Genomic DNA, 26152 nt, shown 5'->3' on the forward strand with positions numbered 1-26152 from the left:
ATTATCGCTAATCATAGCTAATATTATAAATAGAACTCAAAAAGATGATACTAATTATTCATTATAACATTATGCATTTTAGCTATATCTTTGATCTAAGGAGTAATGCAATAAATCTAGACGCTGATTTAGCGATTATTTAAATGTTCATCGAAGTCAACAATATTCATTCCGTGTGCATTGGCATTTTTTTAATAAACACCGCTTTCCGTATCTAATTCCTGTTCAATGTTTTTGATCGCTTGTTCACACCGTTGAATACGATTATCCAGTGTTGCAATCTTGATTGGATCGATTGACTCAGCAGAAAGTAATAACTCATATTTCATTTCTTGCAAACGACGCAAATAATCTAAATGGCGACAATGTTTTTCAGAGAGTGTTTCTTGAATTGAAAGTTTAGATTCTTCTTTTTTACGAAGTTGATGCGTCGCTAATTCACGGGTGAGGGCGGTGATTTGATTAACTAACATTTCAGACAAATAGACAATTTGTTCATCTTTTTGATTCATCACATTATTGACTAAAGCTTGAAAAGTTTGTTTGATTTTTTCTAAATAAAAAGCGTTATCCGTATTGATTTTGGTGGTATTAAATAAGTGTTCATCAAAATAGTGTTCTTGATAATTTTGTTGTTCAGATATATTGACTTGTTGTTCAAGTATATCAATTTGTTTTTTTAGTGATGCCAGCCGTTTCTGCATTTATTTTGATCTTAATAATGAGTTTCAGAACTATCATCTTGAGCAAAGTAATTGCCAAAATGCTTTTTTGATAAAGTTATCAGCTTCATAAATGATTCGAAGGTTAATTTTTCGTTCGTTTCTTTATTTTCTACCAAAATTTTTTGTTCAATTAGTTTTGATTGAATATGATTATAGCAATCGACTAAATTGAGTGGTAACGGAGATTGTGAACGCTTGCCTAACCAATAGATACCCTGAACAGGTAAACTTAACGCAAACAAGATTGCGATAATCGTCACCGCTAATTGTGCTGGCATATAATATTGCCAAACAGCTAACGCAATAATTATTGGGGGTAAATACTTCTTCGCGGTTTTTATGTGGTTTATGATTTTTAATTCGGGAAATGAATACGAAAGTGCTTTATCTTTTGGACAAAGTTCCATATATCGTTGACCAGTCTTAAATGCCTTAACTAAATTCATAAATTTGTGATTCCTCGACATTCACCTATTATTGTCTTAAAATAGTGCCATCCAATTAGGGGCTTTCTTTATTTTATCTTAAAATGCAGAATATCAGAAGTCACCTTGTATATTCACATCGATTATTAAATCATGTGTAGAGTTACCAATTTTGATTGGTATATATCTTTTTATTCAATTTATAGGAATTACTATGTCGTCAAGTAACAATGTTCTTGTTCTAAATTGCGGAAGCTCATCTTTAAAATTTGCTATTATCAATCCTGAAAATGGCGATGAATTTTTATCTGGGTTAGCTGAATGTTTTAATCTTCCTGATGCACGCATTAAGTGGAAACTTGATGGAAGTAAAAACGAAGCATCTTTAGGCGCAGGAGCTGCACATAGCGAAGCAATTAAATTTATTGTTAATAGCATCTTCCCACAAAAACCAGAATTATTAGATAGTATTAAATCTATTGGGCATCGAATCGTTCACGGTGGCGAAAAATACACGCAATCAGTTGTAATTGATGATTCTGTTCTAAAAGGAATTGAAGAAGCAGCGGCATTTGCACCATTACATAATCCAGCGCATTTAATTGGTATTCGTGAAGCATTTGCAGCATTTCCTCATTTAAAAAATAAAAATGTGGCTGTATTCGATACGGCATTCCATACAACCATGCCAAAAGAAGCTTATTTATATGCAATTCCTAACGAATTATACACCAAACATGGTGTTCGCCGTTACGGTGCTCATGGTACAAGTCATTACTATGTTAGCCGTGAAGCGGCAAAATTATTAAATAAACCAGTTGATCAAACCAATGTGATCACTTGTCACTTAGGTAACGGTGCGTCAATCACAGCAGTTAAAAATGGTAAATGTGTTGAAACCTCAATGGGTCTAACTCCATTAGAAGGTTTAGTCATGGGAACTCGCAGTGGCGATATCGACCCTGCAATTATGTTCTTCTTACACGACAACTTAAAAATGTCTGTTGCTGATATCAATAACTTGTTAAATAAAAAATCAGGTTTATTAGGTTTAACTGGTGTAAGTAGCGATTGCCGTTATGTGACAGATCACTATGACACTGATGAAAATGCGAAAAATGCCCTAGATGTATTTGTACATCGTTTAGTCAAATACATTGGTGGATATGCAATGTTATTAGATGGTCGTTTAGATGCGATTATCTTTACAGGTGGTATCGGTGAAAATGCGGAAGAAGTTCGTCGTATGGCGCTTCAAAAATTATCAATTTTAGGATTTGAACTTGACCAAGAACGCAATTTAGCTGCTCGTTTTGGTAAAGGCGGCACAATCACTAAAGATGGTTCAGCAATTGCAATGGTTATTCCTACAAATGAAGAACTCGTCATTGCTCAAGATGCTGCGCGTCTAACTGCTTAAAAGACAAATAAAACCGCCTTTATGGCGGTTTGTTTTTATATTTAATAAAGAATTAAGAGGAAATTGATTATGTCTCGTACTATTATGCTAATCCCAACCGGAACAAACGTCGGGTTAACAGGTGTGAGTCTTGGTGTTATTCGAGCAATGGAGCGTCAAGGAATTAACTTAAATGTATTCAAACCTGTTGCTCAACCAAGAGCAGGTGGGGATGCGCCCGATAACACCACCACTTTAGTAAGCAGCAACACATCTATACCAGCATTAAAACCACTAAAAATGAGCCATGTAGAAAATCTATTAGGTTTAAATCAACAAGATGTGTTAATGGAAGAAATTGTCGCGTTATATGCTGAAAATACCAAAGGGGCCGATGTTGTTTTAGTTGAAGGTATTGTGCCTACCAGTGATTATCCTTTTGCTAACGAACTAAATAATAATATTGCTAAAACATTAGGTGCTGAGATTATTTTTGTTGTTAATATGGGTAAAGATACTCCAGAACAATTAAAAGAACGAATCGAAATTGCTCGTTCTAATTTTGGCGGTATTAAAAATGAAAAAATCGTAGGTGTTATTGTCAATAAAGTGAATGCCCCCGTTGAAGAACAAAGCCTTGCACGTCCAGATGTGGCAGAAATTTATCATACACCAAAATTTGATGATAAAAAAATCACAATCGACGATTTAAATGCGCACAGTCCTTTACCGGTACTTGGCTGCATTCCTTGGAATATGGATTTAAGTGCATGTCGTGCAATTGATATTGCCAAACATTTTGATGCAAAAATCATTAATGAAGGTGAGATCAAAAACCGCCGTATAAAACACATCTCATTTTGTTCTCGCAGTGTGCCAAATATTGTTAATCATTTACAACCAAATGCATTACTTGTCACATCAGCTGACCGTGTTGATGTTTTAGTTGCAATCAGTTTAGCCGCAATGAATGGTGTGGCAATTGGAGGGGTATTATTAACAGGTGGTTATGATATAGATGAAAAAATCTATAAATTATGTCAACCTGCATTTGATACAGGTTTACCGGTATTTACGGTAAAAACCAATACATTCCAAACTTCAATCTGTTTACAACAGTTTAATTTAGAAATTCCTGTTGATGATAAAGAGCGCATGGAAAACACACAAAACTTTGTTGCTGACCATATTGATAGCAATTGGATCAAGTCGCTAAACCAAGTAGTGAATTCTGTTCGTCGCTTATCTCCTCCTGCATTCCGTTATCAATTAACTGAACTTGCACGGAATGCGAAAAAAGTGGTGGTATTACCTGAAGGTGATGAACCAAGAACAGTTAAAGCAGCCGCTATTTGTGCAGAGCGTGGAATTGCAAAATGTGTGTTAATTGGTAATCCAGATGATGTGCGTAAAGTTGCTGCTTCACAGGGAGTGACATTGGGTGAAGGCGTTGAAATCGTCGATCCTGAAAATATTCGTGAAAAATATGTACCGCGTTTAGTTGAGTTACGTAAAAACAAAGGCATGACCGAAGTAATTGCGCGAGAACAATTGGCTGATAACGTTGTGCTTGGAACCATGATGCTTGAAGCAAACGAAGTTGACGGTTTAGTGTCTGGTGCAGTGCATACCACGGCAAATACAATTCGCCCACCATTGCAATTAATTAAAACGGCACCGGGTAGTTCTTTAGTTTCCTCAGTATTCTTTATGTTAATGCCTGACCAAGTATACATTTACGGTGACTGTGCAATTAATCCAGATCCGAATGCGCAAGAACTGGCTGAAATTGCGATTCAATCTGCTGATACTGCTATTGCCTTTGGTATTGAACCAAGAGTTGCAATGATCTCTTATTCAACCGGTAGTTCAGGTCAAGGTGCTGATGTTGAAAAAGTAAAAGAAGCAACTCGAATTGCTCAAGAAAAACGTCCAGATCTCATGATCGACGGGCCTTTACAGTATGATGCTGCTGTCATGCCTGATGTGGCTAAATCGAAAGCACCTAATTCTCAAGTTGCAGGTAAAGCAACCGTATTTATCTTCCCAGATCTTAATACGGGTAACACGACTTATAAAGCCGTACAACGTTCTGCTGATCTTGTTTCAATTGGTCCTATGCTTCAAGGTATGCGTAAACCAGTTAATGACTTGTCTCGTGGTGCATTAGTGGATGATATTGTTTATACCATTGCATTAACGGCGATCCAATCAGCGCAAGAACAAAATGCAAATAACTAATTTATATCGGTTATTTCAATATAAAAAAGAGGTGAGTAACATCACCTTTTTTTATATGCATTGATTTTTACCACACGCTTTTTTATCGACTCCATTAACGCTATTTCATTAATGTTATTTGATTGGTCAAAAAAAGTGTTTTAATTGACTATAATAAGAGTCAATACTCAGTTTTTTTAAATTAAATTTTACAATATAAAGGGGAGTAGAGACACAAGAATAAAATATAAAAACAATTCTAAGATAATTCATACTGTTTTAACAAAAAAATTTCAATTCACTCTTCATCTCATAACTGATTAAAAATTAATTAATGCCTTGAATTGATTATCAATCTTAATTATTTTTTTATAAAAAATAAATTGATGAATTTTTATCTTTTATGTAATACAATTGTATGTAAATGTTAACAAAGGTAAAGCTATATGAAAAGTCTTGAGCAAGACTTGATTAGAATTATTGCACCGAGTTTATATCATGACACCTCATGGAATGAAGCTGAGGTATTAGGGGCTATGATCTGGTTATGGAATCGAAACCCTGAATACAAAAAAGCGGAATTAAACTCCGCTTTAACCGTTTTGTTACCTATTATTCAGTCTAAAAATTTTGCTCTATTTATTCACAACAACCAACCGCTAGGTTATTTAAATTGGGCTTATCTCAATCGAGAACAAGAGCAACTCTATTTAAACAAAAAAAAGCCTTATATCAATTTTGTTCAATGCAATCAGCCAATGGAATCTACACGCTTGTGGATATTATCTTTTTTTTGCCCATTTGGACTGCATGAAGTGTTACTAACCAAATCGTTAGGAAAAAAAGTCCTAAAAAATAATCTTTGCTTTTTTGGCTATCACAAGTCAAAAACAGAAACAGTCGTTAAAAAAGTTCAGTGCTAATCATTAATATGCAGTTTAAATCTGTTTTTTCTCTATAGTTTCAGATGGTTCTTAATTAAATCGTTGTCATTCTCGATAGTAATTTGTTGTCGTACTTATTTTTTATCGTTAATTTGAAGGAAATTAATATGAACCAAATTTATCAAACGAAATTTAATGTTATCACGGGTACTACTATAGTGTGTTCTGAATTAGTACGACGAGCAAGTAAAGCAATGATAACATTAAGTGTTTTAGTTACCTCTGCTTCTTCGTTTGCTTTAGACTGTACCGCCAGTGCCGATGGCTCTTACTTGGTCGGTCAAAATAGCCCAAGCTGTAATAATATTAACGCAGCGACCGTTAACCAATCGGGTAATGCCAGTTTTTATATTCTCACTCGAAGCCGATTACATGAACAACTCAATGTCGGTGATACAACGCTTACCGCCAATGTAAACGGTGATTACACTGGTCTGGCTAATCAATATACCTATGGCGTGTCGGGCGGATCAATTAATGCAGGTAATTTAAATTTTACATTGAATAACAACGGTAACATGCTAGGTCTTGCCACTTATCACAATGTTAATCTGACTGCAAAAAATGTGGAATTAAATATCAATGATAACTATACGCGTGGTGGCAATTCAAGTGGTACGGTTGCTTCTTATGGTTTATTAGCTGGTTCGTCAGTTAATGCCGGTGAGAGAGATACGTATAATGGTAAATACAGTACCATCACAGTGGATAGTTTGAAAATTAATCAAACAGCAAAGGGGGGCAAAACCCAGCCAATTTTAAATAACGGTATTCGAGCAATTCAAGGAGCCTATGATAATTCAGGCGATGGTTCTGCAGGACAAGTTATTATCAATGATAATTTAGATATGACATTAACGGGAAATCGCTCAATCGGTATTTATGTTTCGGGCAATCCAACCAATCATGGGGTTGCAGAAAATAAAGGCCGAAACGGTCAGTTAACCCCAAAAGTAATTTTGAAAGGAGAGAAAAACACTATCATCATTAATAAAGGTAATGATAGCTCAAGGTTAAACTGGGATAGTGTGGGGATTAAACTGGGTAAAACTCGTAATACAGGTGAGGGGCCAGGTATTTTAGAATCACATGGGGAGTTGACTATTGATACCACTAACGCTTTAAATGGTAGTGGTATCAAAATGGTTAGGAATTCTTCATTAACAGCAAATTTTGATAATAGTAAAACGATCATTAAAACCAATGGTTATGCATTGGAAATTGGTACCCATGATGATGCGACTTCAAGTGGACAATTTGAACAAGCTGCATCACACAATATGAGTATCAGTTTAAATAATGCAATATTTACCACAACAGGAACAAGTGCTGATCCCGTAATTGAAGGTTCTGTTGCACGCAAAGATTTAATTTTTGTTGATCAAGGTCAACAAAATGTTAATTTTACAATTATGGGTGATGAAACAGATCTCCATGCTCATCAAGACGGCTATATTCTCAACGTCAGCGGTAATTACACTGCACCTAATTATCAATTTTTTTCTAATACGTATGATGCTAACGGTGTTGAACAAGGACATGATGACTATGAAGTTTCCTCTGTCAGCTTTTATGCTTATGGTAAAGGAAGTATGACTGGGTTAATTTCCAAAGGGCAAGTAAAAGAGAAGGAGGGTCAAATTCTTGATATAAATAAAGAACCAGGAGTTTGGTTAGATTTAGCTAATGACTTTCGTTGGAATTTGCAAAAAAAAGGTAATGATAATATATCAAAATTAAATACGATTCTAATTGAATCTGGTGGAACAATCAATGCAGCTTATAATGATGATGGTGGTAATGATTTTATCGTACAAGCTGATGTTTATAGCAATTCAGGCATTATTAATTTAGATAATTCCTCTCATCAAAAATATAATGATATATTAACTATCGATGGTAACTATACCGGATCTAATGATGCTCAAATAAGATTGAACACATCGTGGAATAATGCCAGCGATACTTATGCGATGAATTCACAATCTGATGTGTTAAAAATCACAGGTACTGCATCTGGTTGGACTAAAGTGATACCGATAGATGCGAATGGCACAGAAAACGTGATTGATGGTAATATAAGTCAAATTGACGCAGTGATAAATACTGTTCCCGTGATTTATGTAGGACAAAGTAAAAATGAACTTAATTTTCATGGTGAAGCGCACACAAACGGCGCGACTGAAATTCAACTAGCAAAACGTCAAACAGCTGATGGTGACGAATATTTCTGGACTATGCAAGCAGGTACGACACCACCACCACCGCCGCCGCCACCACCACCGCCGCCGCCACCACCACCGCCGCCGCCGCCACCACCGCCGACGCCAGAACCGCCGACGCCAGAGCCACCGACGCCAGAGCCACCGACGCCAGAGCCACCGACGCCACCGACGCCACCGACGCCGACGCCGACAATTAAACCTAAACCCATTTTTGCCAGTCCGGTAGCAGGATATGTTGCTATGGCGAGAGTCAATCAGGAACAAGGATTTTTAAGTATTGGTTCTTTACATGAACGTCGGGGAGAATACACCAATTTTGATTTAGCAAATTGTAATACTTGTGAAGAGTTTTTAAGTGAAACTTGGGGTAGGATTTTAGGCAAACACATAAAACAAGATGGTAAAGATCGATTAAATTTAGAGAGCGATATATATGGATTCCAATTTGGTCATGATTTGCTGAATAATGTAAGTGATGATGGAAGTCATAATTATACAGGTATCTATTTAACCTATAGCAAAGCGCATACCGACTTTTCCGATAAATATCGAGCTGTACATGGGATAATTGACCATAATAAACGAACAGGAAAAGGCAAATCAGAATCATTGAGCTTGGGATTAACCAATACTTATTTTTCAGTAGAGAATAACTATTTAGATTTAGTTGGACAGTTTTCCTATTTACGTAATAAATATGAAGCTCGTAATGGTAATAATCCACATACTCAAAATGGGTGGGCATTTGCCATTTCGGCTGAAGCTGGGCACACCTTTAAAATAAATCAGAATGATCTTGATAAAGACTATTGGATAGTTGAGCCTCAAGTTCAATTAGTGTACCAATATGTTGATTTAGATAGTTTTAAAGATAAATATCGTCGTGTTGATCAAAATAATCAGGATCTATTACGGGGTAGAATCGGTATTCGTTTGGGTAATAATAACCAAGCAACAGTTGAGCAGCATACCACATTCTATGCAATTGGTAATATTCTGCATGACTTTATCAAGCCAAGCCAAGTTACCATAGGTAGAGATAAACTGCGTGAAAATTATGCTCGTACATGGGGAGAATTGGGCGTTGGGTTAAAAACGCCTTTATTTGAAAAGACTTATCTTTATGGCGATGCTCGCTACGAACACGATTTTGGAAATACCAAACGGCAAGGTTATCGAGGAAATATCGGTATTGAACATAAATGGTAAGTGTAAATTAATAATGTAAATTATGATTTAGTTTCAAAGTGTTATCTATGTTACACTCATCTTATACGTAATGGCTTGTTTAGCATTACGTATATTTTTTATCTAACATAATAGTAAGTTACATAATAAAAAATATTGATTTTTTTAGACTTATTAATCAACTAAGTTTGCAGCAAGATAACTCAATAATCATAATGAATAGCTAAAAACAGCAAATACTTAAATTTTTAACTCAAGCTATTCTTCAATCAGTTCGGTTTTTTAAGAGTGTTAAAAGCATCGTCATAAAGTGCTTTTTATCCTCTTTTAATAATGAAAAAAATTCTTGATCCATTTGTTCAACTAAAGGAACGGTTTCATTTGCCTTATCAAGCCCTTTTTGCGTTAATACAATTGATTTTGCACGACTATCTTTGATTGAACAAGTGCGTTTAATGTAATCTTTTTTCTCTAAATTCTCTAATATTTGAGAAATAGTCATGACATCAATATTCGTTTTATGGGATAGAATAACTTGTGTTATCTCATCAGGATATTGAGATAAATAAGCTAGGGTCGCTAGCACAATAAATTGGGGATGTGTGATAGACTGTTTTTTTAAACAATTTTTTATATTTGTATGCCAGGACGAATAAGTTTTCATAAAAAGAAAACCAACAGAGTCTGAATCAGATTGGAATTGCGTCAAAAACTTATTGTCCTTTGCCATAACTTACCCTTCAACTAAACTATTTAATTTGTATGTTTTATCAATAATATCATCCGAAATCTGTTTAATAAAATTATAAGATGCATGAGTATCCATTTTCGGATCCGGTTTTAATGAAATTTCTGACTTCAATGCATATTGATTATGCGATAATTCAATAATTTGATGTGAAAAATAGAGTAAACCTATGTCAGGCATATCAAATTGTTCGGTAAATTCTTGTTCATTAATTATTTTAGATAACGTCACGTCCATTTCTGGCATATTTTGTAATTTAAAAATACCTTTAGAACCGGTTTTTAACTCGCCCGTGATACGAAAATCTTCAAGATCGGTTTCCCATAATTTTCTGAAATTAAGATCAGTATAGTATGGCCATATTTTAGATGGTGTAGCCTTTGTTGGTAGTACAAAAGAAATTGAAATAGTATTCATCGTTTTTTCCTCGTTTTGATAAGTCTGCATATTATAAGTATACTTATTAAATAAGTAAAGAAATTTTATTGTATTAAAAAAAATTATATTCATCATTAAAATCAGTTAGTTAATTCAAAAAGAAAATAATTAAGATCTGACTAATTCATATAAGGATTGTCGTTTTATTAACAAAATAAAATACCGTATCAGGATATATTGAAACTTGCAAAGGTAAAATATTTACAATTGTTTTTTTATTTAATCCGTTCAATTTAGTCGGTAAATGATACAATACCACCTTGATTTTGTAATAGACCATAGTTTAGGAACAAATTTGATGAAAAATGACATCCACCAGCAACGTATTTTAATTCTTGATTTTGGTTCACAAGTTACCCAATTAATTGCACGTCGGATTCGTGAAATTGGTGTTTATTGTGAGCTTTGGCCGTGGGATGTATCGGAAGAAAAAATTAAACAATTCAATCCTAAAGGGATTATTTTATCGGGTGGTCCAGAAAGTACGACAGCACAAAATAGCCCAAGAGCCCCCGAATATGTTTTTAACGCAGGTGTGCCTGTTTTAGGTATCTGTTATGGTATGCAAACTATGGCAATTCAAGTTGGTCAAGGTGGACAAGTCACCGGTTCAAATCAACGTGAGTTTGGTTATGCTAAAGTCGACATTATCGGACGCTCAAAATTAACTGACGGCATTTTAGATAGTACTAACAACGATGGTATAGATCAACTTGATGTCTGGATGAGTCATGGTGATAAAGTCACAACTTTACCGGATAGTTTTACGGTCATTGGTCGAACAGAAACCTGCCCATTTGCCATCATGGCTAATGATGAAAAGCAATTTTATGGCGTTCAGTTTCATCCCGAAGTCACTCATACAATAAAAGGGTTTGAATTGCTCCAACGGTTTGTAATCGATATTTGTCATTGTGAAAAACTATGGACACCATCTTCTATTATTACCGATGCAATTACCCGAATAAAAGAAAAAGTCGGCAAAGATAAAGTATTACTAGGGTTATCGGGTGGCGTTGACTCTTCTGTTACGGCATTATTACTCCATCAAGCCATTGGTGATCAGCTGACCTGTGTTTTTGTCGATCATGGTTTATTACGTTTGAACGAAGCGCAACAAGTTATGGACATGTTCGGTAATAAATTTGGGTTAAATATTATAGCCGTGAATGCCGAAGACCGCTTTTTAGCAGCCCTAAAAGGGGAGGCCGATCCCGAAGCTAAACGCAAGATTATAGGGCGTGAATTTGTCGCTGTGTTTGATGAAGAAGCGGCAAAACTCAAAGATGTGAAATGGTTAGCACAAGGTACTATTTATCCTGATGTGATCGAATCTGCGGCAGCTGATACCGGTAAAGCACATGTGATTAAATCGCATCATAATGTCGGTGGTTTGCCAGAAGAGATGAAAATGGGGTTAGTGGAACCACTACGAGAACTTTTTAAAGATGAAGTACGTAAAGTTGGGTTAGAGTTAGGTTTACCATATGACATGTTATATCGTCATCCATTCCCTGGACCGGGTTTAGGCGTTCGAGTACTTGGCGAAGTGAAAAAAGAGTATTGTGACTTACTCCGTCAAGCTGATGCGATCTTTATCGAAGAACTGTATAAAGCCGACCTATACCACAAAGTCAGCCAAGCTTTCACCGTATTTTTACCAGTACGTTCAGTCGGCGTAATGGGGGATGGACGTAAATACGACTGGGTTGTCTCGTTACGTGCAGTTGAGACTATCGACTTTATGACCGCTCACTGGGCACATCTGCCATATGACTTCTTAGGACGAGTATCAAATCGGATCATTAATGAAGTAAACGGAATATCTCGCGTTGTCTATGACATCAGCGGTAAACCGCCAGCGACGATTGAGTGGGAATAAAAAATAACTTAATATTCCAGCATAATCGAAATATCAGCGCTGATAAAGCGCTGTTTTTTGCTGTAGTATTTTCCAATCTGCTGATTAAAAACAGTATAACAGTCATTTGGGTAGAGAAATTGTCTTATTATCGTTGATGATTAAAAATGCGTGCTTAATGTTTAATAACAACCTTATCCTTTAAACCCAACCAAGATAAGGTTGTCATGTTTATTTCATAAAATGATCTAAAATAAACTATTTTTATTAACCGATTTTACTTTTTCTACATGGGACTCAATGACATCCCAATGTTCAACGATCTTATTGCCTTCGACACGATAAATATCACATACCTTATTCACGGTACCGTCTGGTAGGGAACATTTATAAAATACGTAAACCATATTCGCTTCACAACTGATGTTGACAATATCGAGTTTGGGTTTAGTTTTAATAAACTCTTTGAAAAATTTAATAAATCCTGCTTGACCATCTTCAACCTGAGGATTATGTTGAATATAGTTTTCTGATACATAATGAGGAATTTTATCCACATTACCGTTAATAAAAACATCTTGGTAGTAATTTTCGATCAATTCTTTATTTTTCATCATAGTTACCTTTTGTTAGAAAGACATACATTCTATTGAAATTAATGACTTATTAAGAAAAGAAGAAAATCTGAATAGCTATTGTGTATTAAAAAATGGATATGATAATGATAAAGACTGTAAATAATAAATGGCTGTTAGTGTTATACCACCTCCTTAATCAAATGTCACGATTTCTGTTTAAACTCGATTAGTCTAAAGTCGACCATATTAGGTCATTTTAATCTTACTGGGATAACTTAACACAATAACTAATTATATTTATCAATATAAAGCATTCGTCATAGGCATCAAAAAAGTCTAAAGGCTATCATAGTCTATCTATTAAAATGTATTGGATAAGTATATACTTAAACAAATGCTGTGTATTTGTGATATCAGTAATGTTTCATTTATGAAGGATTATCAAATATGATTTTAGGTAATATTAACCATTTAAATTTAGTCCCTTATTTGCCTGCCAAAATAAAGCAATCGATTGAATATATCAAAGATAATGTCAATCAAAATACGCCTATAGGGCGTTATGACATTGACGGTGATAAGATATTTTTTATGCTATCTGATAGTTCAACTCGTCACATTGATAAGGCTAACCCTGAATATCATCAAAAATATATTGATGTGCAAATTGTATTAGACGGTCAAGAGGGAATGGCGATTAATACTTTACCACCTTACACTAACAGGCTCGATGATCAACTTACTACTAACGATATTGCATTTGTTGAAACCCCTAAGGAAGAAACATTACTGGTTTTGCATTCAAACGATTTCATTGTTTTTTTTCCTAATGAAGTCCATAAACCTTTGTGTGCAATAAACAATAACATTAATACTGTTCGTAAAGTGGTCATTAAAATAGCCTTAGATCATCTTTAATTTAGGAATCATTGCGCTAAATTGAGATGAATTTAGCGCATATACTATGACATAGTTGCCAAAATTGCATCCAAGCAAATGAGTTTAATAAATAGTGAACATCTATTTTCAATGCTTACTTCGAAAAGTCGGTTAACTGGCACATTATGCTTAAATGTTCTGGCATTAACGGAGTACGATAAAACTCATTATGATATTTTGCTCATTGAATTTTATTGATAAATTTGTTAGCGTTAATAAAAGAACCGTAAAACCCATAAACTCATCAACGGTGAATTAGTACTATATTTCATCACTCATCACTGGTATAATATACAGTTAAATTTTCATTTGAATTGTACAAAAAACATACTTAAGAAGAGATCTATGTCAATTAAAGATATCGATATTCGAGGTGCGAGAACGCACAACTTAAAAAATATTAATGTCATTATTCCACGCGATAAACTTGTCGTTATTACAGGGCTTTCAGGTTCTGGTAAATCTTCATTAGCATTTGATACGCTTTATGCAGAAGGGCAACGGCGTTATGTCGAGTCATTATCCGCCTATGCACGACAGTTTTTATCATTAATGGAAAAACCCGATGTTGATCACATTGAAGGATTATCGCCAGCAATTTCAATTGAACAAAAATCTACATCACATAATCCACGTTCAACGGTCGGCACGATTACTGAAATTTATGATTACCTCAGGTTGCTTTTTGCCCGAATAGGAGAGCCTCGTTGTCCAAATCATAATTTACCGTTAGCAGCGCAAACCGTGTCGCAAATGGTCGATAGCATTATGGCATTACCGGCTGAAAATCGATATATGTTACTTGCACCAGTGGTGACCGAACGTAAAGGAGAGTTTGTTAAGCTTTTTGAACAGCTTTCTGCAAGCGGTTATATACGGGTAAGGGTAGACGGTGATGTCTATGATTTATCTGATCCACCACAACTTGAATTACAAAAGAAACATACTATTGAAGTTGTTGTCGATCGTTTTCGTATTCGTGATGATTTAAAACTACGTCTGGCAGAATCGATTGAAACAGCACTATCCATTACCAATGGTATAGTTAAAGTAGCTAATTTGGATGATCAAAAAGCTGAAGAAAAAATATTTTCGGCTAATTTTGCCTGCCCAATTTGTGGTTACAGCATTTCTGAGTTGGAACCTCGTTTATTTTCATTTAATAATCCAGCGGGTGCTTGTCCCGAATGTGATGGTTTAGGTGTTCAACAGTACTTTGATCCTAAACGCATTGTACAAATGCCTGAAGTTTCGTTAGCTGCGGGCGCAATAAAAGGCTGGGATCGTCGTAATTTTTACTATTTTCAGATGTTAAAATCTTTGGCGGATCACTATAAATTTGATATTGATAAGCCTTACGAAAAATTACCTGAAAAAATAAAAGATATTTTATTAAATGGTTCGGGTAGTACCGAAATTACCTTTGTTTATACTAATGATCGTGGTGATGTGGTTAAACGAAAACATACTTTTGAAGGTATCATAAATAACTTAACGCGTCGCTATAAAGAAACCGAATCACAAACGATTCGTGAAGAATTAGCTAAATACATCAGTAACCGCCCATGTCCATGTTGTCATGGATCAAGGTTATGTACAACAGCAAGACATGTATTTATTAACGATACAAATTTACCAACGATTAGTGATTTAAGTACTCAACAAGCAAAAGAATTTTTTGACAACTTAGTATTAACCGGCCAACGTGCCCAAATTGCAGAAAAAATTCTGAAAGAAATTAATGACCGATTACAGTTTTTAATTAATGTTGGACTTAATTATTTAACGTTATCACGTTCGGCAGAAACCTTATCCGGCGGTGAAGCGCAACGTATTCGCTTAGCCAGTCAAATCGGTGCCGGTTTAGTTGGCGTAATGTATGTACTTGATGAGCCTTCTATCGGTCTTCATCAGCGTGATAATACTCGCTTAATTGATACATTGACTCATTTACGTGATTTAGGTAATACCGTCATTGTGGTTGAACACGATGAAGAAGCGATTATGGCTGCCGATTACGTGATTGATATTGGTCCGGGGGCAGGGGTTCACGGGGGCGAAGTTGTGGCTCAAGGAACACCTAAACAAATCATGGAAAATAATGCATCGCTTACAGGAAAATATTTATCCGGTAAAGAAAAAATCGAAATCCCCGCAACACGTACTAAAGTTGATAAAAAACGGATGTTATCGCTCATCGGGGCAACGGGTAATAATCTTAAAGATGTCACGTTAAATATTCCGGTCGGACTGTTTACCTGTATCACAGGGGTATCGGGATCGGGCAAATCCACATTAATTAATGATACTTTATACCCACTCGCTCAAAATGAACTCAATGGCGCTGAAAAAAGTGATATTGCACCTTATAAATCCATTAAAGGTCTTAACTTTTTTGATAAAGTTATCGCGATAGATCAAAGCCCGATTGGACGAACACCACGTTCAAATCCTGCTACTTATACCGGATTTTTTACATCGATTCGTGAGCTTTATGCAGGAGTACCTGAAGCACGAGCCAGAGGGTATAATCCGGGGCGATTTAGCTTTAATGTAAAAGGTGGACGTTGTGAGGCTTGTCAAGGCGATGGCTTAATTAAAGTTGAAATGCACTTTTTACCTGATATTTATGTGCCATGTGATCAATGTCATGGTGCACGCTATAATCGTGAAACGCTTGAGATCAAATACAAAGGTAAATCTATTAACGAAATTTTAAATATGACCGTTGAAGAAGGGCGTGAATTTTTTGATGCGGTTCCAATGATATCTCGAAAATTACAAACCTTGATTGATGTTGGTTTGGCTTACATTACTATTGGTCAATCGGCAACGACATTATCGGGTGGGGAAGCTCAGCGAGTTAAATTAGCCAAAGAACTATCAAAACGTGACACAGGTAGTACGCTCTATATTTTAGATGAGCCAACGACTGGTTTGCATTTTGCCGATGTTAAACAATTACTTGCACAATTGCATACTTTACGTGATAAAGGTAATACTATTGTCGTCATTGAACATAATTTAGATGTCGTCAAAACCGCTGATTGGATCGTGGATCTTGGGCCAGAAGGGGGGAATGGTGGCGGTGAAATTATTGCCGAAGGTACACCAGAAGAGGTTGCAAAATCGAAAATATCTTACACGGGTCAATATTTAAAACCACTATTAGATAAACAAAAAAGAAAGTAAAATAGAGTCAATTTTGATTAAAGGATTAAAAAGGACGGGAGGCAACTCCCCACTTTTATTTATTTCTCTATTAATAAACATCGATAAAAAGTTCATTAATTGAATTAGTTTAACTTTTTATCGATATAATAATCAGAAAATAGGTACATCTAGGGAGGGGCTTTTGTCATTAGAAATCTTAGCGATGATCATCATCGCCTATCTTTGTGGTTCATTGTCAGGTGCTATGATAGTTAGTCATGCTATGAAATTGCCCAACCCCTTAACGCATGGCTCTCACAATCCTGGGGCAACCAATATCCTACGAATTAATGGTAAACTACCTGCTATTGTTGTCTTAATTTTTGATATGTTCAAAGGTACGCTACCTGTGTATCTGGCGTATCGAATAGGAATATCGCCCTTCTTTTTAGGTATTATTGGCATTTCTGCTTGTCTTGGGCATATTTTCCCCTGTTTTTTTCATTTTAAAGGTGGTAAAGGGGTTGCGACAGCATTAGGGATGATGGCTCCGATTGGACTTGATTTTACAGGATGTTTTATACTGACTTGGCTAATAACCTTATTGATAACGGGCTACTCATCAGTTGCAGCTATTATCGGGTTTCTTATGGCGCCATTTTATGTTTGGTTGTTTAAACCTGAGTTGACCTTACCGGTAACTATGCTTTCTTGCCTCATTATTGTTCGCCATAGTAGTAATATTATGCGTTTATTAAAAGGTGAAGAACCAAAAAGCTTAAAGCGATTAAAACTGTAATTTAATGGCATCAGTCGGATTCAGATCGGTTAACATAACAGTATTGACATGACGATAGCGATGAAAAATGAGTTGTTAACTTCACAAATTATTACTTGATGATTATCAGTTAGAAATTCGCCTAAAAAAGTATCAATCTCAATAAAATTCTCGAAAAAAGAACACGTACATTGATGATGATTGATTCTTCATCGAATTAATTGGTGTTATCACTTTCCTTTTAACTTATCCAAAAATAATCATCTTTTCAGTTTAATGGTATTGAGTATATTGCTCTTTGGATTCATCATTGACCAAAAATAACGTTGTATCACTGGCTAACACCGCGTTATGCAAACGTATTTTATCTTGTTCATTAAGCTGCTTAATACAAGCAACGACATAACTACACGTTTTATTTTGTAAGGCTTTTTCAATCGTTGATACCAGATTTTCATTTTTTATATTGGTGATATGGATTACTTTTTGCTTATCTAAACCGGCAAAGTTAACCCAAGATCGCTTTAACATCGGTCTATCGGATAACCAAAGCTGCCATTTTTTTGCTTTATTAAATGAACGTAATAACGGTCGCTGTTGTTGTAATACTTGCTGAAAAGGAGATTCAAACTCAAACGCCATAATTTGTTGTGATGATTGTTCAATAAGCATAATGACCTCTAACTGTATTAATATACAGTGTATATTAATACAGTATTTTAAGGTTGTAAATATTTTTTATGTTATGTTAGGCTAATCAATTATTAGGCTAACAAAACGATCAAGAACGAAAATATTGATAAGTCCAAATGCCTAAAAAAGTCATCAATACCGAGCCAACAACATGGATACCTATTGTCGCTAATGCCCATGTTACTCTGCCTTCCTGCAATAAATTAACAATTTCAGCCGAAAAAGTAGAAAAAGTTGATAAACCACCACAAAAACCCGTGACGATTAATAAACGCCATTCAGGGGAAAGATTAGAATGATTAAAAAAAGCGATGGCAAAACCAATAATATAGCCAGCAATTAAATTAGATAATAGTGTTCCGATTGGAATAGTAAAGGCAACCACATTAAATTTAAGTGATAAAAACCAGCGAAGTAAACCACCCGCTACAGAACCGAATGAAATGGCTAAAATAAGTTTTAGCATCAACAATCCTTAATAAAATTTGAGAAATGATCTTTACTCAGTGAATGAGAATGTCATTATAAAATGACTTAATGAATATTGACTAGTTTTTGTATAACAAATTCTAATAACGCTGCTTAAACACTGAGTTTCAATAGGGTATCAAAAAAATAGAGTTCTTAGGGTATATCTAATAGTACTTAACATAAGTTATTCAAATCAATCTTAACCGATTAAATTGATTTGTTAAGGAATGAATGATAAACATAGAAATTTATTATTAGATTACGATAAAATGGAGATCTCAAAAGATTCAAACGGAAATTATATGTTTACGGGTATTGTACAGGGTGTTGGTCAAATAATTGATATTAACGATCAAGATAAATTACGAACTTATAAAGTTAAACTTCCAAGTCAGCTAACGCAAAATATTGAAATTGGTGCTTCGATTGCGAATGATGGATGTTGTTTAACGGTAACAGATTTTGCAGATGATTGGGTCTCATTTGATATCATGCAAGAAACGCTAGCTTTAACCACATTAGGCGATAAAAAACTGAATGATTACGTTAATATTGAACGCAGTGCAAAATATGGCGATGAAGTCGGTGGACATATCATGTCTGGACACATCTCTTGTACAGCAACGATTGTTAATATTCAAAAAACGGCAACCAATTGCCAGATGCAACTCACACTACCAAAGCAGTTTATAAAGTATGTTTTATATAAAGGTTTTATCGGCATTGATGGCGCTAGTTTAACGGTGGGCGAAGTAGATGAAAATCGTTTTAAAATTCACCTTATTCCCGAAACATTAGCGATAACAACGTTTAAAAATAAAAAAGTTGGTGATAAAGTCAATATAGAAATTGATTCACAAACTCAAGCGATAGTTGATACGGTTGAGCGAGTATTAGCAACTAAGTTTAAATGAGGTTGAAATAGAACATTGTGATGTAAACTGCCGATTAGTCAATAAGTTAGTTATTTTATTCATTTAAAATATAAGGAGTAAACATGCGTCATTCTACCAAATTGAAACCCTTGTTTTACGGAGTATTATTGTTATTCACTAGTTACAGTTATGCATCTGAAATGCAGCTATCCAGTCCTGATTTAAATAAAAATGGTTTTACAGATCAATTTATTTATAATCAATTTGGTTGTCAGGGTAAAAACCTATCGCCTAGCATTGTATGGAATAATGTACCTAAAGAAGCAAAAAGTTTGGCATTAACCATGTATGATCCAGATGCGCCAACCGGATCAGGATGGTGGCATTGGACGGTTGTCAATATTCCGGTCGATGCGACAGCGTTAAAGCAATCAGCTGGTAATAATATTGATTTATTGCCTAAGGGAAGTCAGCAAGTTCGTAATGATTTTGGTACGGCAAATTATGGCGGACCTTGCCCACCAGAAAACTCTAATCACCGTTATCAATTTACACTCTATGCACTTGATATAGACAATATCAATGTTGATGATAAAACAACGCCAGCTTTAGTTGGTTTTATCATCAATTCGCATCAAATCGCTAAAGCATCCATTACCTTTAATTACGGTCGTTGATGAGAAAGTTACTCTTCAATATGAAGTCTTTTATTAGTGATTGAATATAAAAGCTTGATAATATCGAAATCAACTAATCAAACCCAAAGTATACAAAATCAACATTATTTGATTTTGTATACTTACTCAACGAAAAGTTTTATTTATCTTGCAGGAATTTAGCAATATTAGCAATATCGTTAGGCGTGGTTTGACAACAACCCCCAATTAATTTAGCACCAGATTCTATCCAGTTTGTTAACTGATTAGCAAATGTACAATTATGTTGCGGGTTAGGGTGCCATTGTTTGATTAAAGGATCATATACTTCGCCAGAATTTGGGTAAACGATTAATGGTTTTGATGTGAGTTTATTTAATATATTTAGTGACCTTGTCACTTTTTCTAATGCAATGCAATTGATGCCTACACTGGCAATTTGCTCAATATTATTTAAATATTCGACAACTAAAGATAACGGTGTTCCATCACTCAGATGCTGATCATCTTTTAACGTAAATGAAAACCAGCAACTTATTTTAGGAAATTGTTTAATCACCTTTGTTAATGCTTTTATTTCTGTAAAAGAAGGCAAGGTTTCACAAGCGAGTAAATCCACATTGGCATCGATAAGTGCTTTTATGCGGACATAATGAAATTCCATAAAGGCTTCTTCACTCAGTTGATAGGCTCCTGTATATTCGGAACCGTCAGCTAAATAGGCGCCATAAGGCCCAACAGACCCGGCAATGAGTAAAGGTTTAGGTTGGTCTAATTCGCTTAAATATTGTTGTTTAGCTTGTTGTGCAAGTTCAACACTTTTTTGTACTAACGCAATAGAATCATTGAGATTAATGCCTTTTTTAGCAAATCCTAAAGGTGTTGCTTGATAGCTTGCTGTAATGGCACAGTCTGCGCCAGCTTTAAAATAGTCAAAATGAACTTGCCGAATTAATTCAGGTTGCTCAAATAATACTTTTGCTGACCATAAACTATCATTTAAATCGCATCCACGACGTTGTAACTCGCTGGCAAGTGCACCGTCAACAATGATAAAGTTTTTTTGGTTTAATAAATTCTTAATCGGATTATTATTAATCATTTTGAGTAACTCGAGTGTGATACTTATGCGTCAAATGGTAAGCCATAAAACAAACAATGACAAAAGGGATGCCACAATATAGTGCTATTCGTTGCTCGGGATCAAAAGCCAGTCCAATACAGGCAATCACGCACAAAATTGTGCCTAAAATCGGGATTAAAGGGTAGTAGGGCGCTTTATATTTTAAATTAATAATTTGTTCTTGAGAAAGCTTTTGTCTAAAAAAGTAATGCGATACGCAAATACTTAACCAAACAGCTACCACCGCAAAACCTGAAATAGCTGTTAATGCGACAAAGACTGTATCGGGTGCAATCACACTGGAGAACAGTGCCAGTAATCCCCCTAACATACTCACTGTTATAGCGGTGGTTGGAATACCTTTAGTGGTTAATCTTGAAAAGCATTTTGGCAAAGTACCTTGATTTGATAACGACCATAACATTCGACCCGATGCATAAAGTCCTGAATTAGCCGCCGATAAAATGGCAGTTAAAATCACAAAGTTAAAGATATCGGCAGCATAAGGGATACCAATATTTTCAAAAACCATCACAAATGGACTCTTAATGACGCCTGCTTGTTCCATGGGCAATAAAGCCGCCAGTACAAAAATAGTGCCAACAAAAAAAATGATTAACCGTAAAATGGTTGTTTTTATGGCTAAAGGAATACTTTTTTCAGGCTGCTTAGTTTCACCCGCGGCAATACCGATTAGTTCTGTACCAGAAAAGGCAAAATTAACCGATACCATTGTCATGATGATAGGTGTCAATCCATGTGGAAACCAACCATTATCTGTAATATTGTGTAGAAATGGGGCTGGCATATCGTTTTTCATCGGTATAAAACCAAAAATAGCTGCGCTGCCCGCAATAATAAAAACTATAATCGTAATGACTTTAATTATTGAAAACCAAAATTCACTTTCCGCAAAAAATTGTGCAGTCACAATATTCAAAACAAATATAACTGCACAAAAAATTAAACACCAAACCCAAACAGAAATATCCGGAAACCAATACTGCATACACATCCCCGCAGCGGTTAGACTTGAACCCAATGCAACTGTCCAGGTTAGCCAATATAACCAAGCAACGGTATAGCCTGTAGCGGGGCTAATGAAACGTGAAGCATACGTATGAAAAGCACCGGTTTCGGGCATAGCAACCGCAAGTTCGCCAAGGCACAACATAACTAAAAAAACGACCAAAGCACCAATTAAATAGGCAATAATCGCTCCCACGGCTCCTGCGGTTGCAATAATATAACCGGTATTAAAAAATAATCCTGTGCCAATCACGCCACCTAACGATAACATAATTAAATGCCGAGTTTGCATAGTACGTTTAAATTGATTCTCAGGTGATTTAGATAGATGATTGTTCATAACATGGTATGTCCGCTAGCGTATTAAAAAATTATTTATTGTCTCAATTCACATCAAAAATGAGTGAAAAAATCGTCTTCACTATAAAATTTACCATTCACTTCTGCTTGATGTGTATCACTTGAATAGTTGGCATCTGAATATATCCCTTCCATTCCATTTTTTTCAAAAGTGAAAAGAATTGATTCATCTAACCACGATTTTATATCATTTCCTAATACTATTTTATCAATTTGTTCTTGTGTAACAACATTTTGTTGATAATTTTCAAATTGAGCTGCAATATAATTTATAACGTTAAATGGCATATCAAGTTTAAGTATGAATAGATTGATATTATCGTCCAAAGATAATCCACGAAAATCCTCATGACTAGTATAATCAACTAGCGAATCAACATTAATATCGCCGACATCAGTATGCCAATTAAATTTATAGGACATGCTCCTATTATCTTTATCAGGATTAACATCATAAGGATCGCTAAATTCTATTCCAAATCCAAATTCGCCTAATACAAACGACAGCATACTGATTCCATCCATGTTTATAAATTCATTATTCGAGGAGATAGAACCAAGGTTTTGGTTTCCATACGTTAATGAGCCTATTTTAAAGTCTATTGAATCATAATAATTCTCATCAGTTTGATTTACTGATTGATTAATTAATATTTGGTTTAATATGGCGGTTGCGTTGTCATTGAAAAAATTCTGGGATATAACTTTATTTATGGTTAAATTGTTATGTAATATTCCTTTTTTAAAATCACCATTTCTAACAGCTTTCACATCCTGAAAATTTAGCTCTTTTTTATATGTCGTAACATATTGATAATTTCTGTCAATAAGATCATAATTTTCTTCTGAATAATAAAGATTTTTCAACTCCAATACATAATTTAAAGAGCTATGACTGCTTTCGGGCTCGGTTTTGATAGAAACTTGATCAAGTTTCAAGGATAGGTTTCTGAATTCCGATGTTAATTCTAATTTGTCCCAGTGTGAATTTACGCTGACAGTTGAAAAATCTTTAGAAACATTGAAAAAGCACTCACCTTCAGTTAAGTACAAATTGTTTTCGCCAAACACATGATTGACTAGATTTATCTTAATAGGGTTATTTTTCAAATAAATACTGAACTCTTTTTGAAAACTTAAATTGGCATGACCAGTGATGAATGATTGGTTATTTGACCATTTCCAAAGCTCTGGAAATGCTTTTTCAGTCATTTGATAATCTATCATTGCGACTTGAGGTGTAAAATCACCTTTAGCGATATTGACGATAGGAAAAGGGCCGTGATAAATTGTAATATCATCACTAAAGAGGATATTTTTATCATTCTCAAGATCCGTTTGATTATCTACTGATTCGGTGATAGTTAGATGTAATTTCGTTGAGAATAGACCTTTATCATAATGGCTTTTGGTTATATTGATCTTACTCATATCCTTGCTGACATTAATTTTTTCACTGATTAATGACAGGGTATTATCAATTTCATTTTCAATTTTATTGCCAATGTACCAAATTGAACCTAAATATCCTATGCTTAAGAATGCAACTATTCCTATTGTAAATTTAATTTTTTTCATTGTTTTCCCATTATTTTTTATAATTATTAATTTGATTTTGATAAACCTAAAGCAACGCCTAGTTAACCTATCAAGCTAATTAGGCGTAACTAAAAAGAGTCTTAAAAAGAAAGAATTAGACGATTAAAATCATTTTTATTCATTTTTTGTCCATTGATTATCACGTCAGAATCACTCTGTTTTATTTTCAAATCCATATAGATACCTTGCTTATCTTCATCAATAGAAATAAGAGGATGATCTTTAATCTTAGATTTCGCGATCAAATTAATCATATATAATTTTCCAGCAATCATATCATCAGTCACATCCGTTTCATTGTAATTTTCCGTTTGTGCCCACATACGTGCTAATACTTTGAATGGAATCTGAATATTATAACTTAACATACGCTCGGGGGTGATATCATTATTATTGTCACCCGTTGATAAGTTGTTATCGACTATAGCTGATGTGTTGGCAATAATATCGCCTGCAGCATTATGCCAATTTAACAAACCATCCCATTGAATTTTTGAAAAGTCAGATGCATTTTGTTCAATAAATAAACTTTCAAACGGATTCTGTGTGTTAACCCCTTCAAAATTAAACTTAAACTCACCATGACCTAAATTTTGTTTGCCAAAATTGAACGATTCAATATTAGCCTCATAACTGCCCTCTGTGCTATTATTTGGATTAGATCGAACATCGTGCTTAAAGAATATATTATTAAGAACAAATGGCGCTTGTGGATTGAAACTTAAGACAGTTGTTTTCAATTTTTCTATGTTCATCTTGGATTGATAATTAGGTATATTAGCTCCATTGATCGGATCAAATGTTATTGTGTACTGAGCTGAACTACTTATATTATCAATATCTATTTGGAGTGGAAAACTTGATCGAGCGTTTATCGTTAAAGTATCAACGTTTGAGTTTAGATCAACGATATCATCTCCTTTATTTTCTAAGTTAATCTTAAGATTGCTCAATGAGATTGAACTATTCGGATCAAGTTTACATATTAATTTATCAAGCTTTACAGACATCGATGAGGTCAATTCATTTAAATCACTGGTGATGGTGATGTTGCCTTCTGAAATATCTATTCCTTCTTTAAACTGAGGCATGTCAATAGTATTCAAGGCTTTTGTGGTAATTTTTGTGACGACATAATCACTAAATTTAATCCCCATAGTGGCGGTAATAAAAGGTTTATCTCCTGCAAGTTTCCAAAGAGTTGGATTGTCTTTTTCAGTCATTTCATATTCAATCCATGCCAATTGGGGGACAAAGTTACCTTTAATTAATGCGGCCATAGGGAATGGACCATGATGGATAGTTATATCGTCATCAAAAACGGTTTTTGGTTCATTGACATCATATTCAATGCGGGGTTTTTCGGTTATAGTAAGGTGAAATTCGGATGTAAAAATATTTTTTTGATAATTGCTTGTTTTGATTGATATATCATATTGATTTTGGTAGCCATTAATCGTTTCATTAATGTTGATTAATTGACTATCTAATTCTTTCTCAATTTTATTGCCAACATACCATGAACTACCTACATATCCGATTGCTAATAGCGCTACAAAGCCGATAGCTAATTTACTTTTTTTCATTGGTTTTCTCTTTTAATTCATTGTTATTACATAAATTATGTGCTCATAATTCAGAGACGAGTAAAACTAAATTATTATCAATAAACTATCTTATTATGAATAAATAGTTTTATACGATTCTGACCTTTCAATTCTAATG

General features: G+C 34.7%; 21 protein-coding genes. 10 read left to right on the forward strand and 11 right to left on the reverse strand.

What is annotated here, in order from left to right; translation table 11 throughout:
* Nucleotides 1-191 precede the first annotated feature (191 nt).
* Together priC and yfbV are read right to left on the reverse strand one after the other, a co-directional pair.
* A complete protein-coding gene (priC, locus tag ACGH6R_RS10325) occupies nt 192-704 on the reverse strand; it encodes a primosomal replication protein PriC (protein WP_411599706.1) in 513 nt (170 codons plus the stop codon).
* A gap of 11 nt (nt 705-715) precedes the next feature.
* The gene (gene yfbV, locus ACGH6R_RS10330) at nt 716-1171 is read right to left on the reverse strand and encodes a terminus macrodomain insulation protein YfbV (RefSeq protein WP_411599708.1); all 456 of its coding nucleotides are present in this window, start codon (nt 1169-1171) and stop codon (nt 716-718) included.
* 193 nt (nt 1172-1364) lie between these two features.
* Here yfbV and ACGH6R_RS10335 point away from each other — a divergent pair, with 193 nt between their 5' ends.
* The 4 genes from ACGH6R_RS10335 to ACGH6R_RS10350 all read left to right on the forward strand — a co-directional run bounded on the left by ACGH6R_RS10335 (nt 1365) and on the right by ACGH6R_RS10350 (nt 9147).
* Nucleotides 1365-2570: an acetate kinase gene (locus tag ACGH6R_RS10335; RefSeq protein ID WP_065558167.1), complete on the forward strand. Its 1206-nt coding sequence runs from the start codon at nt 1365-1367 to the stop codon at nt 2568-2570.
* A 69-nt stretch (nt 2571-2639) separates the two neighbouring features.
* Entirely contained in the window at nt 2640-4790 is a 2151-nt protein-coding gene (pta, locus tag ACGH6R_RS10340; protein ID WP_267351884.1) for a phosphate acetyltransferase, read from the forward strand.
* Between the two features lie 425 nt (nt 4791-5215).
* Nucleotides 5216-5692, forward strand: coding sequence for a toxin-activating lysine-acyltransferase (locus tag ACGH6R_RS10345; protein ID WP_267360053.1), 477 nt, complete (start codon nt 5216-5218; stop codon nt 5690-5692).
* Nucleotides 5693-5820: 128 nt separating this feature from the next.
* Nucleotides 5821-9147, forward strand: coding sequence for an autotransporter outer membrane beta-barrel domain-containing protein (locus ACGH6R_RS10350; protein ID WP_411599710.1), 3327 nt, complete (start codon nt 5821-5823; stop codon nt 9145-9147).
* Nucleotides 9148-9391: 244 nt separating this feature from the next.
* On the opposite strand, the gene ACGH6R_RS10355 is transcribed toward ACGH6R_RS10350, so the two are convergent.
* Both ACGH6R_RS10355 and ACGH6R_RS10360 read right to left on the reverse strand, forming a co-directional pair.
* The gene (locus tag ACGH6R_RS10355; protein ID WP_267351887.1) at nt 9392-9856 is read right to left on the reverse strand and encodes a MarR family winged helix-turn-helix transcriptional regulator; all 465 of its coding nucleotides are present in this window, start codon (nt 9854-9856) and stop codon (nt 9392-9394) included.
* A 3-nt stretch (nt 9857-9859) separates the two neighbouring features.
* Nucleotides 9860-10291, reverse strand: coding sequence for a hypothetical protein (locus ACGH6R_RS10360; RefSeq protein ID WP_267351888.1), 432 nt, complete (start codon nt 10289-10291; stop codon nt 9860-9862).
* A 319-nt stretch (nt 10292-10610) separates the two neighbouring features.
* Between ACGH6R_RS10360 and guaA the strand changes: the two genes are divergently transcribed.
* On the forward strand, nt 10611-12194 hold the full coding sequence (gene guaA, locus ACGH6R_RS10365; protein WP_267351889.1) for a glutamine-hydrolyzing GMP synthase: 1584 nt from the start codon (nt 10611-10613) through the stop codon (nt 12192-12194).
* A gap of 227 nt (nt 12195-12421) precedes the next feature.
* Here the strand turns inward: guaA and ACGH6R_RS10370 are convergent, their stop codons facing one another.
* Nucleotides 12422-12787 (reverse strand): nuclear transport factor 2 family protein, encoded by a 366-nt coding sequence (locus ACGH6R_RS10370; protein WP_411597383.1) that lies wholly within the window; start codon nt 12785-12787, stop codon nt 12422-12424.
* 411 nt (nt 12788-13198) lie between these two features.
* Here ACGH6R_RS10370 and ACGH6R_RS10375 point away from each other — a divergent pair, with 411 nt between their 5' ends.
* The 3 genes from ACGH6R_RS10375 (at nt 13199) to plsY (ending at nt 17642) form a co-directional block, all read left to right on the forward strand.
* Nucleotides 13199-13669 (forward strand): YhcH/YjgK/YiaL family protein, encoded by a 471-nt coding sequence (locus tag ACGH6R_RS10375; RefSeq protein WP_267351891.1) that lies wholly within the window; start codon nt 13199-13201, stop codon nt 13667-13669.
* Between the two features lie 372 nt (nt 13670-14041).
* Nucleotides 14042-16882 (forward strand): excinuclease ABC subunit UvrA, encoded by a 2841-nt coding sequence (uvrA, locus tag ACGH6R_RS10380; protein ID WP_411599733.1) that lies wholly within the window; start codon nt 14042-14044, stop codon nt 16880-16882.
* Between the two features lie 163 nt (nt 16883-17045).
* The gene (plsY, locus tag ACGH6R_RS10385; RefSeq protein ID WP_267351893.1) at nt 17046-17642 is read left to right on the forward strand and encodes a glycerol-3-phosphate 1-O-acyltransferase PlsY; all 597 of its coding nucleotides are present in this window, start codon (nt 17046-17048) and stop codon (nt 17640-17642) included.
* A 252-nt stretch (nt 17643-17894) separates the two neighbouring features.
* Here plsY and ACGH6R_RS10390 read toward each other — a convergent pair whose 3' ends face one another.
* On the reverse strand, nt 17895-18293 hold the full coding sequence (locus tag ACGH6R_RS10390) for a cell division inhibitor SulA (RefSeq protein ID WP_267351895.1): 399 nt from the start codon (nt 18291-18293) through the stop codon (nt 17895-17897).
* A gap of 109 nt (nt 18294-18402) precedes the next feature.
* Complete coding sequence (crcB, locus tag ACGH6R_RS10395) at nt 18403-18780, reverse strand: fluoride efflux transporter CrcB (protein WP_267351896.1); 378 nt, start codon at nt 18778-18780, stop codon at nt 18403-18405.
* A gap of 307 nt (nt 18781-19087) precedes the next feature.
* On the opposite strand from crcB, the gene ACGH6R_RS10400 reads away from it, so the two are divergent.
* Nucleotides 19088-19699, forward strand: a complete 612-nt coding sequence (locus tag ACGH6R_RS10400) for a riboflavin synthase subunit alpha (RefSeq protein WP_411599712.1) — start codon at nt 19088-19090, stop codon at nt 19697-19699.
* A gap of 83 nt (nt 19700-19782) precedes the next feature.
* Nucleotides 19783-20337 (forward strand): YbhB/YbcL family Raf kinase inhibitor-like protein, encoded by a 555-nt coding sequence (locus ACGH6R_RS10405; protein ID WP_411599713.1) that lies wholly within the window; start codon nt 19783-19785, stop codon nt 20335-20337.
* Between the two features lie 139 nt (nt 20338-20476).
* On the opposite strand, the gene mmuM is transcribed toward ACGH6R_RS10405, so the two are convergent.
* The 4 genes from mmuM to ACGH6R_RS10425 form a co-directional block, all read right to left on the reverse strand.
* On the reverse strand, nt 20477-21418 hold the full coding sequence (gene mmuM / locus ACGH6R_RS10410) for a homocysteine S-methyltransferase (RefSeq protein ID WP_411599715.1): 942 nt from the start codon (nt 21416-21418) through the stop codon (nt 20477-20479).
* A complete protein-coding gene (mmuP, locus tag ACGH6R_RS10415; RefSeq protein WP_411599717.1) occupies nt 21411-22808 on the reverse strand; it encodes an S-methylmethionine permease in 1398 nt (465 codons plus the stop codon). Before mmuP ends, mmuM begins: the two co-directional genes overlap by 8 nt.
* A 53-nt stretch (nt 22809-22861) precedes the next feature.
* Nucleotides 22862-24406: a DUF945 family protein gene (locus tag ACGH6R_RS10420; RefSeq protein ID WP_411599719.1), complete on the reverse strand. Its 1545-nt coding sequence runs from the start codon at nt 24404-24406 to the stop codon at nt 22862-22864.
* A 101-nt stretch (nt 24407-24507) separates the two neighbouring features.
* Nucleotides 24508-26013: a DUF945 family protein gene (locus ACGH6R_RS10425; RefSeq protein WP_411599720.1), complete on the reverse strand. Its 1506-nt coding sequence runs from the start codon at nt 26011-26013 to the stop codon at nt 24508-24510.
* Nucleotides 26014-26152 lie beyond the last annotated feature (139 nt).

This window comes from Gilliamella sp. CG13 (assembly GCF_046635805.1).
GTDB lineage: Bacteria > Pseudomonadota > Gammaproteobacteria > Enterobacterales > Orbaceae > Gilliamella > Gilliamella apicola_I.

What these genes read in the sequence shown, in the direction of transcription:
- mmuM (WP_411599715.1), bottom strand. Translation starts at nt 21,418, where the DNA reads ATGATTAATAATAATCCGATTAAGAATTTATTAAACCAAAAAAACTTT.
- mmuP (WP_411599717.1), bottom strand. Translation starts at nt 22,808, where the DNA reads ATGAACAATCATCTATCTAAATCACCTGAGAATCAATTTAAACGTACT.
- ACGH6R_RS10425 (WP_411599720.1), bottom strand. Translation starts at nt 26,013, where the DNA reads ATGAAAAAAAGTAAATTAGCTATCGGCTTTGTAGCGCTATTAGCAATC.
- ACGH6R_RS10360 (WP_267351888.1), bottom strand. Translation starts at nt 10,291, where the DNA reads ATGAATACTATTTCAATTTCTTTTGTACTACCAACAAAGGCTACACCA.
- ACGH6R_RS10375 (WP_267351891.1), top strand. Translation starts at nt 13,199, where the DNA reads ATGATTTTAGGTAATATTAACCATTTAAATTTAGTCCCTTATTTGCCT.
- ACGH6R_RS10335 (WP_065558167.1), top strand. Translation starts at nt 1,365, where the DNA reads ATGTCGTCAAGTAACAATGTTCTTGTTCTAAATTGCGGAAGCTCATCT.
- ACGH6R_RS10405 (WP_411599713.1), top strand. Translation starts at nt 19,783, where the DNA reads ATGCGTCATTCTACCAAATTGAAACCCTTGTTTTACGGAGTATTATTG.
- ACGH6R_RS10355 (WP_267351887.1), bottom strand. Translation starts at nt 9,856, where the DNA reads ATGGCAAAGGACAATAAGTTTTTGACGCAATTCCAATCTGATTCAGAC.
- ACGH6R_RS10345 (WP_267360053.1), top strand. Translation starts at nt 5,216, where the DNA reads ATGAAAAGTCTTGAGCAAGACTTGATTAGAATTATTGCACCGAGTTTA.
- ACGH6R_RS10370 (WP_411597383.1), bottom strand. Translation starts at nt 12,787, where the DNA reads ATGAAAAATAAAGAATTGATCGAAAATTACTACCAAGATGTTTTTATT.
- priC (WP_411599706.1), bottom strand. Translation starts at nt 704, where the DNA reads ATGCAGAAACGGCTGGCATCACTAAAAAAACAAATTGATATACTTGAA.
- ACGH6R_RS10390 (WP_267351895.1), bottom strand. Translation starts at nt 18,293, where the DNA reads ATGCTTATTGAACAATCATCACAACAAATTATGGCGTTTGAGTTTGAA.
- ACGH6R_RS10400 (WP_411599712.1), top strand. Translation starts at nt 19,088, where the DNA reads ATGTTTACGGGTATTGTACAGGGTGTTGGTCAAATAATTGATATTAAC.
- ACGH6R_RS10350 (WP_411599710.1), top strand. Translation starts at nt 5,821, where the DNA reads ATGAACCAAATTTATCAAACGAAATTTAATGTTATCACGGGTACTACT.
- yfbV (WP_411599708.1), bottom strand. Translation starts at nt 1,171, where the DNA reads ATGAATTTAGTTAAGGCATTTAAGACTGGTCAACGATATATGGAACTT.
- ACGH6R_RS10420 (WP_411599719.1), bottom strand. Translation starts at nt 24,406, where the DNA reads ATGAAAAAAATTAAATTTACAATAGGAATAGTTGCATTCTTAAGCATA.
- pta (WP_267351884.1), top strand. Translation starts at nt 2,640, where the DNA reads ATGTCTCGTACTATTATGCTAATCCCAACCGGAACAAACGTCGGGTTA.
- crcB (WP_267351896.1), bottom strand. Translation starts at nt 18,780, where the DNA reads ATGCTAAAACTTATTTTAGCCATTTCATTCGGTTCTGTAGCGGGTGGT.
- guaA (WP_267351889.1), top strand. Translation starts at nt 10,611, where the DNA reads ATGAAAAATGACATCCACCAGCAACGTATTTTAATTCTTGATTTTGGT.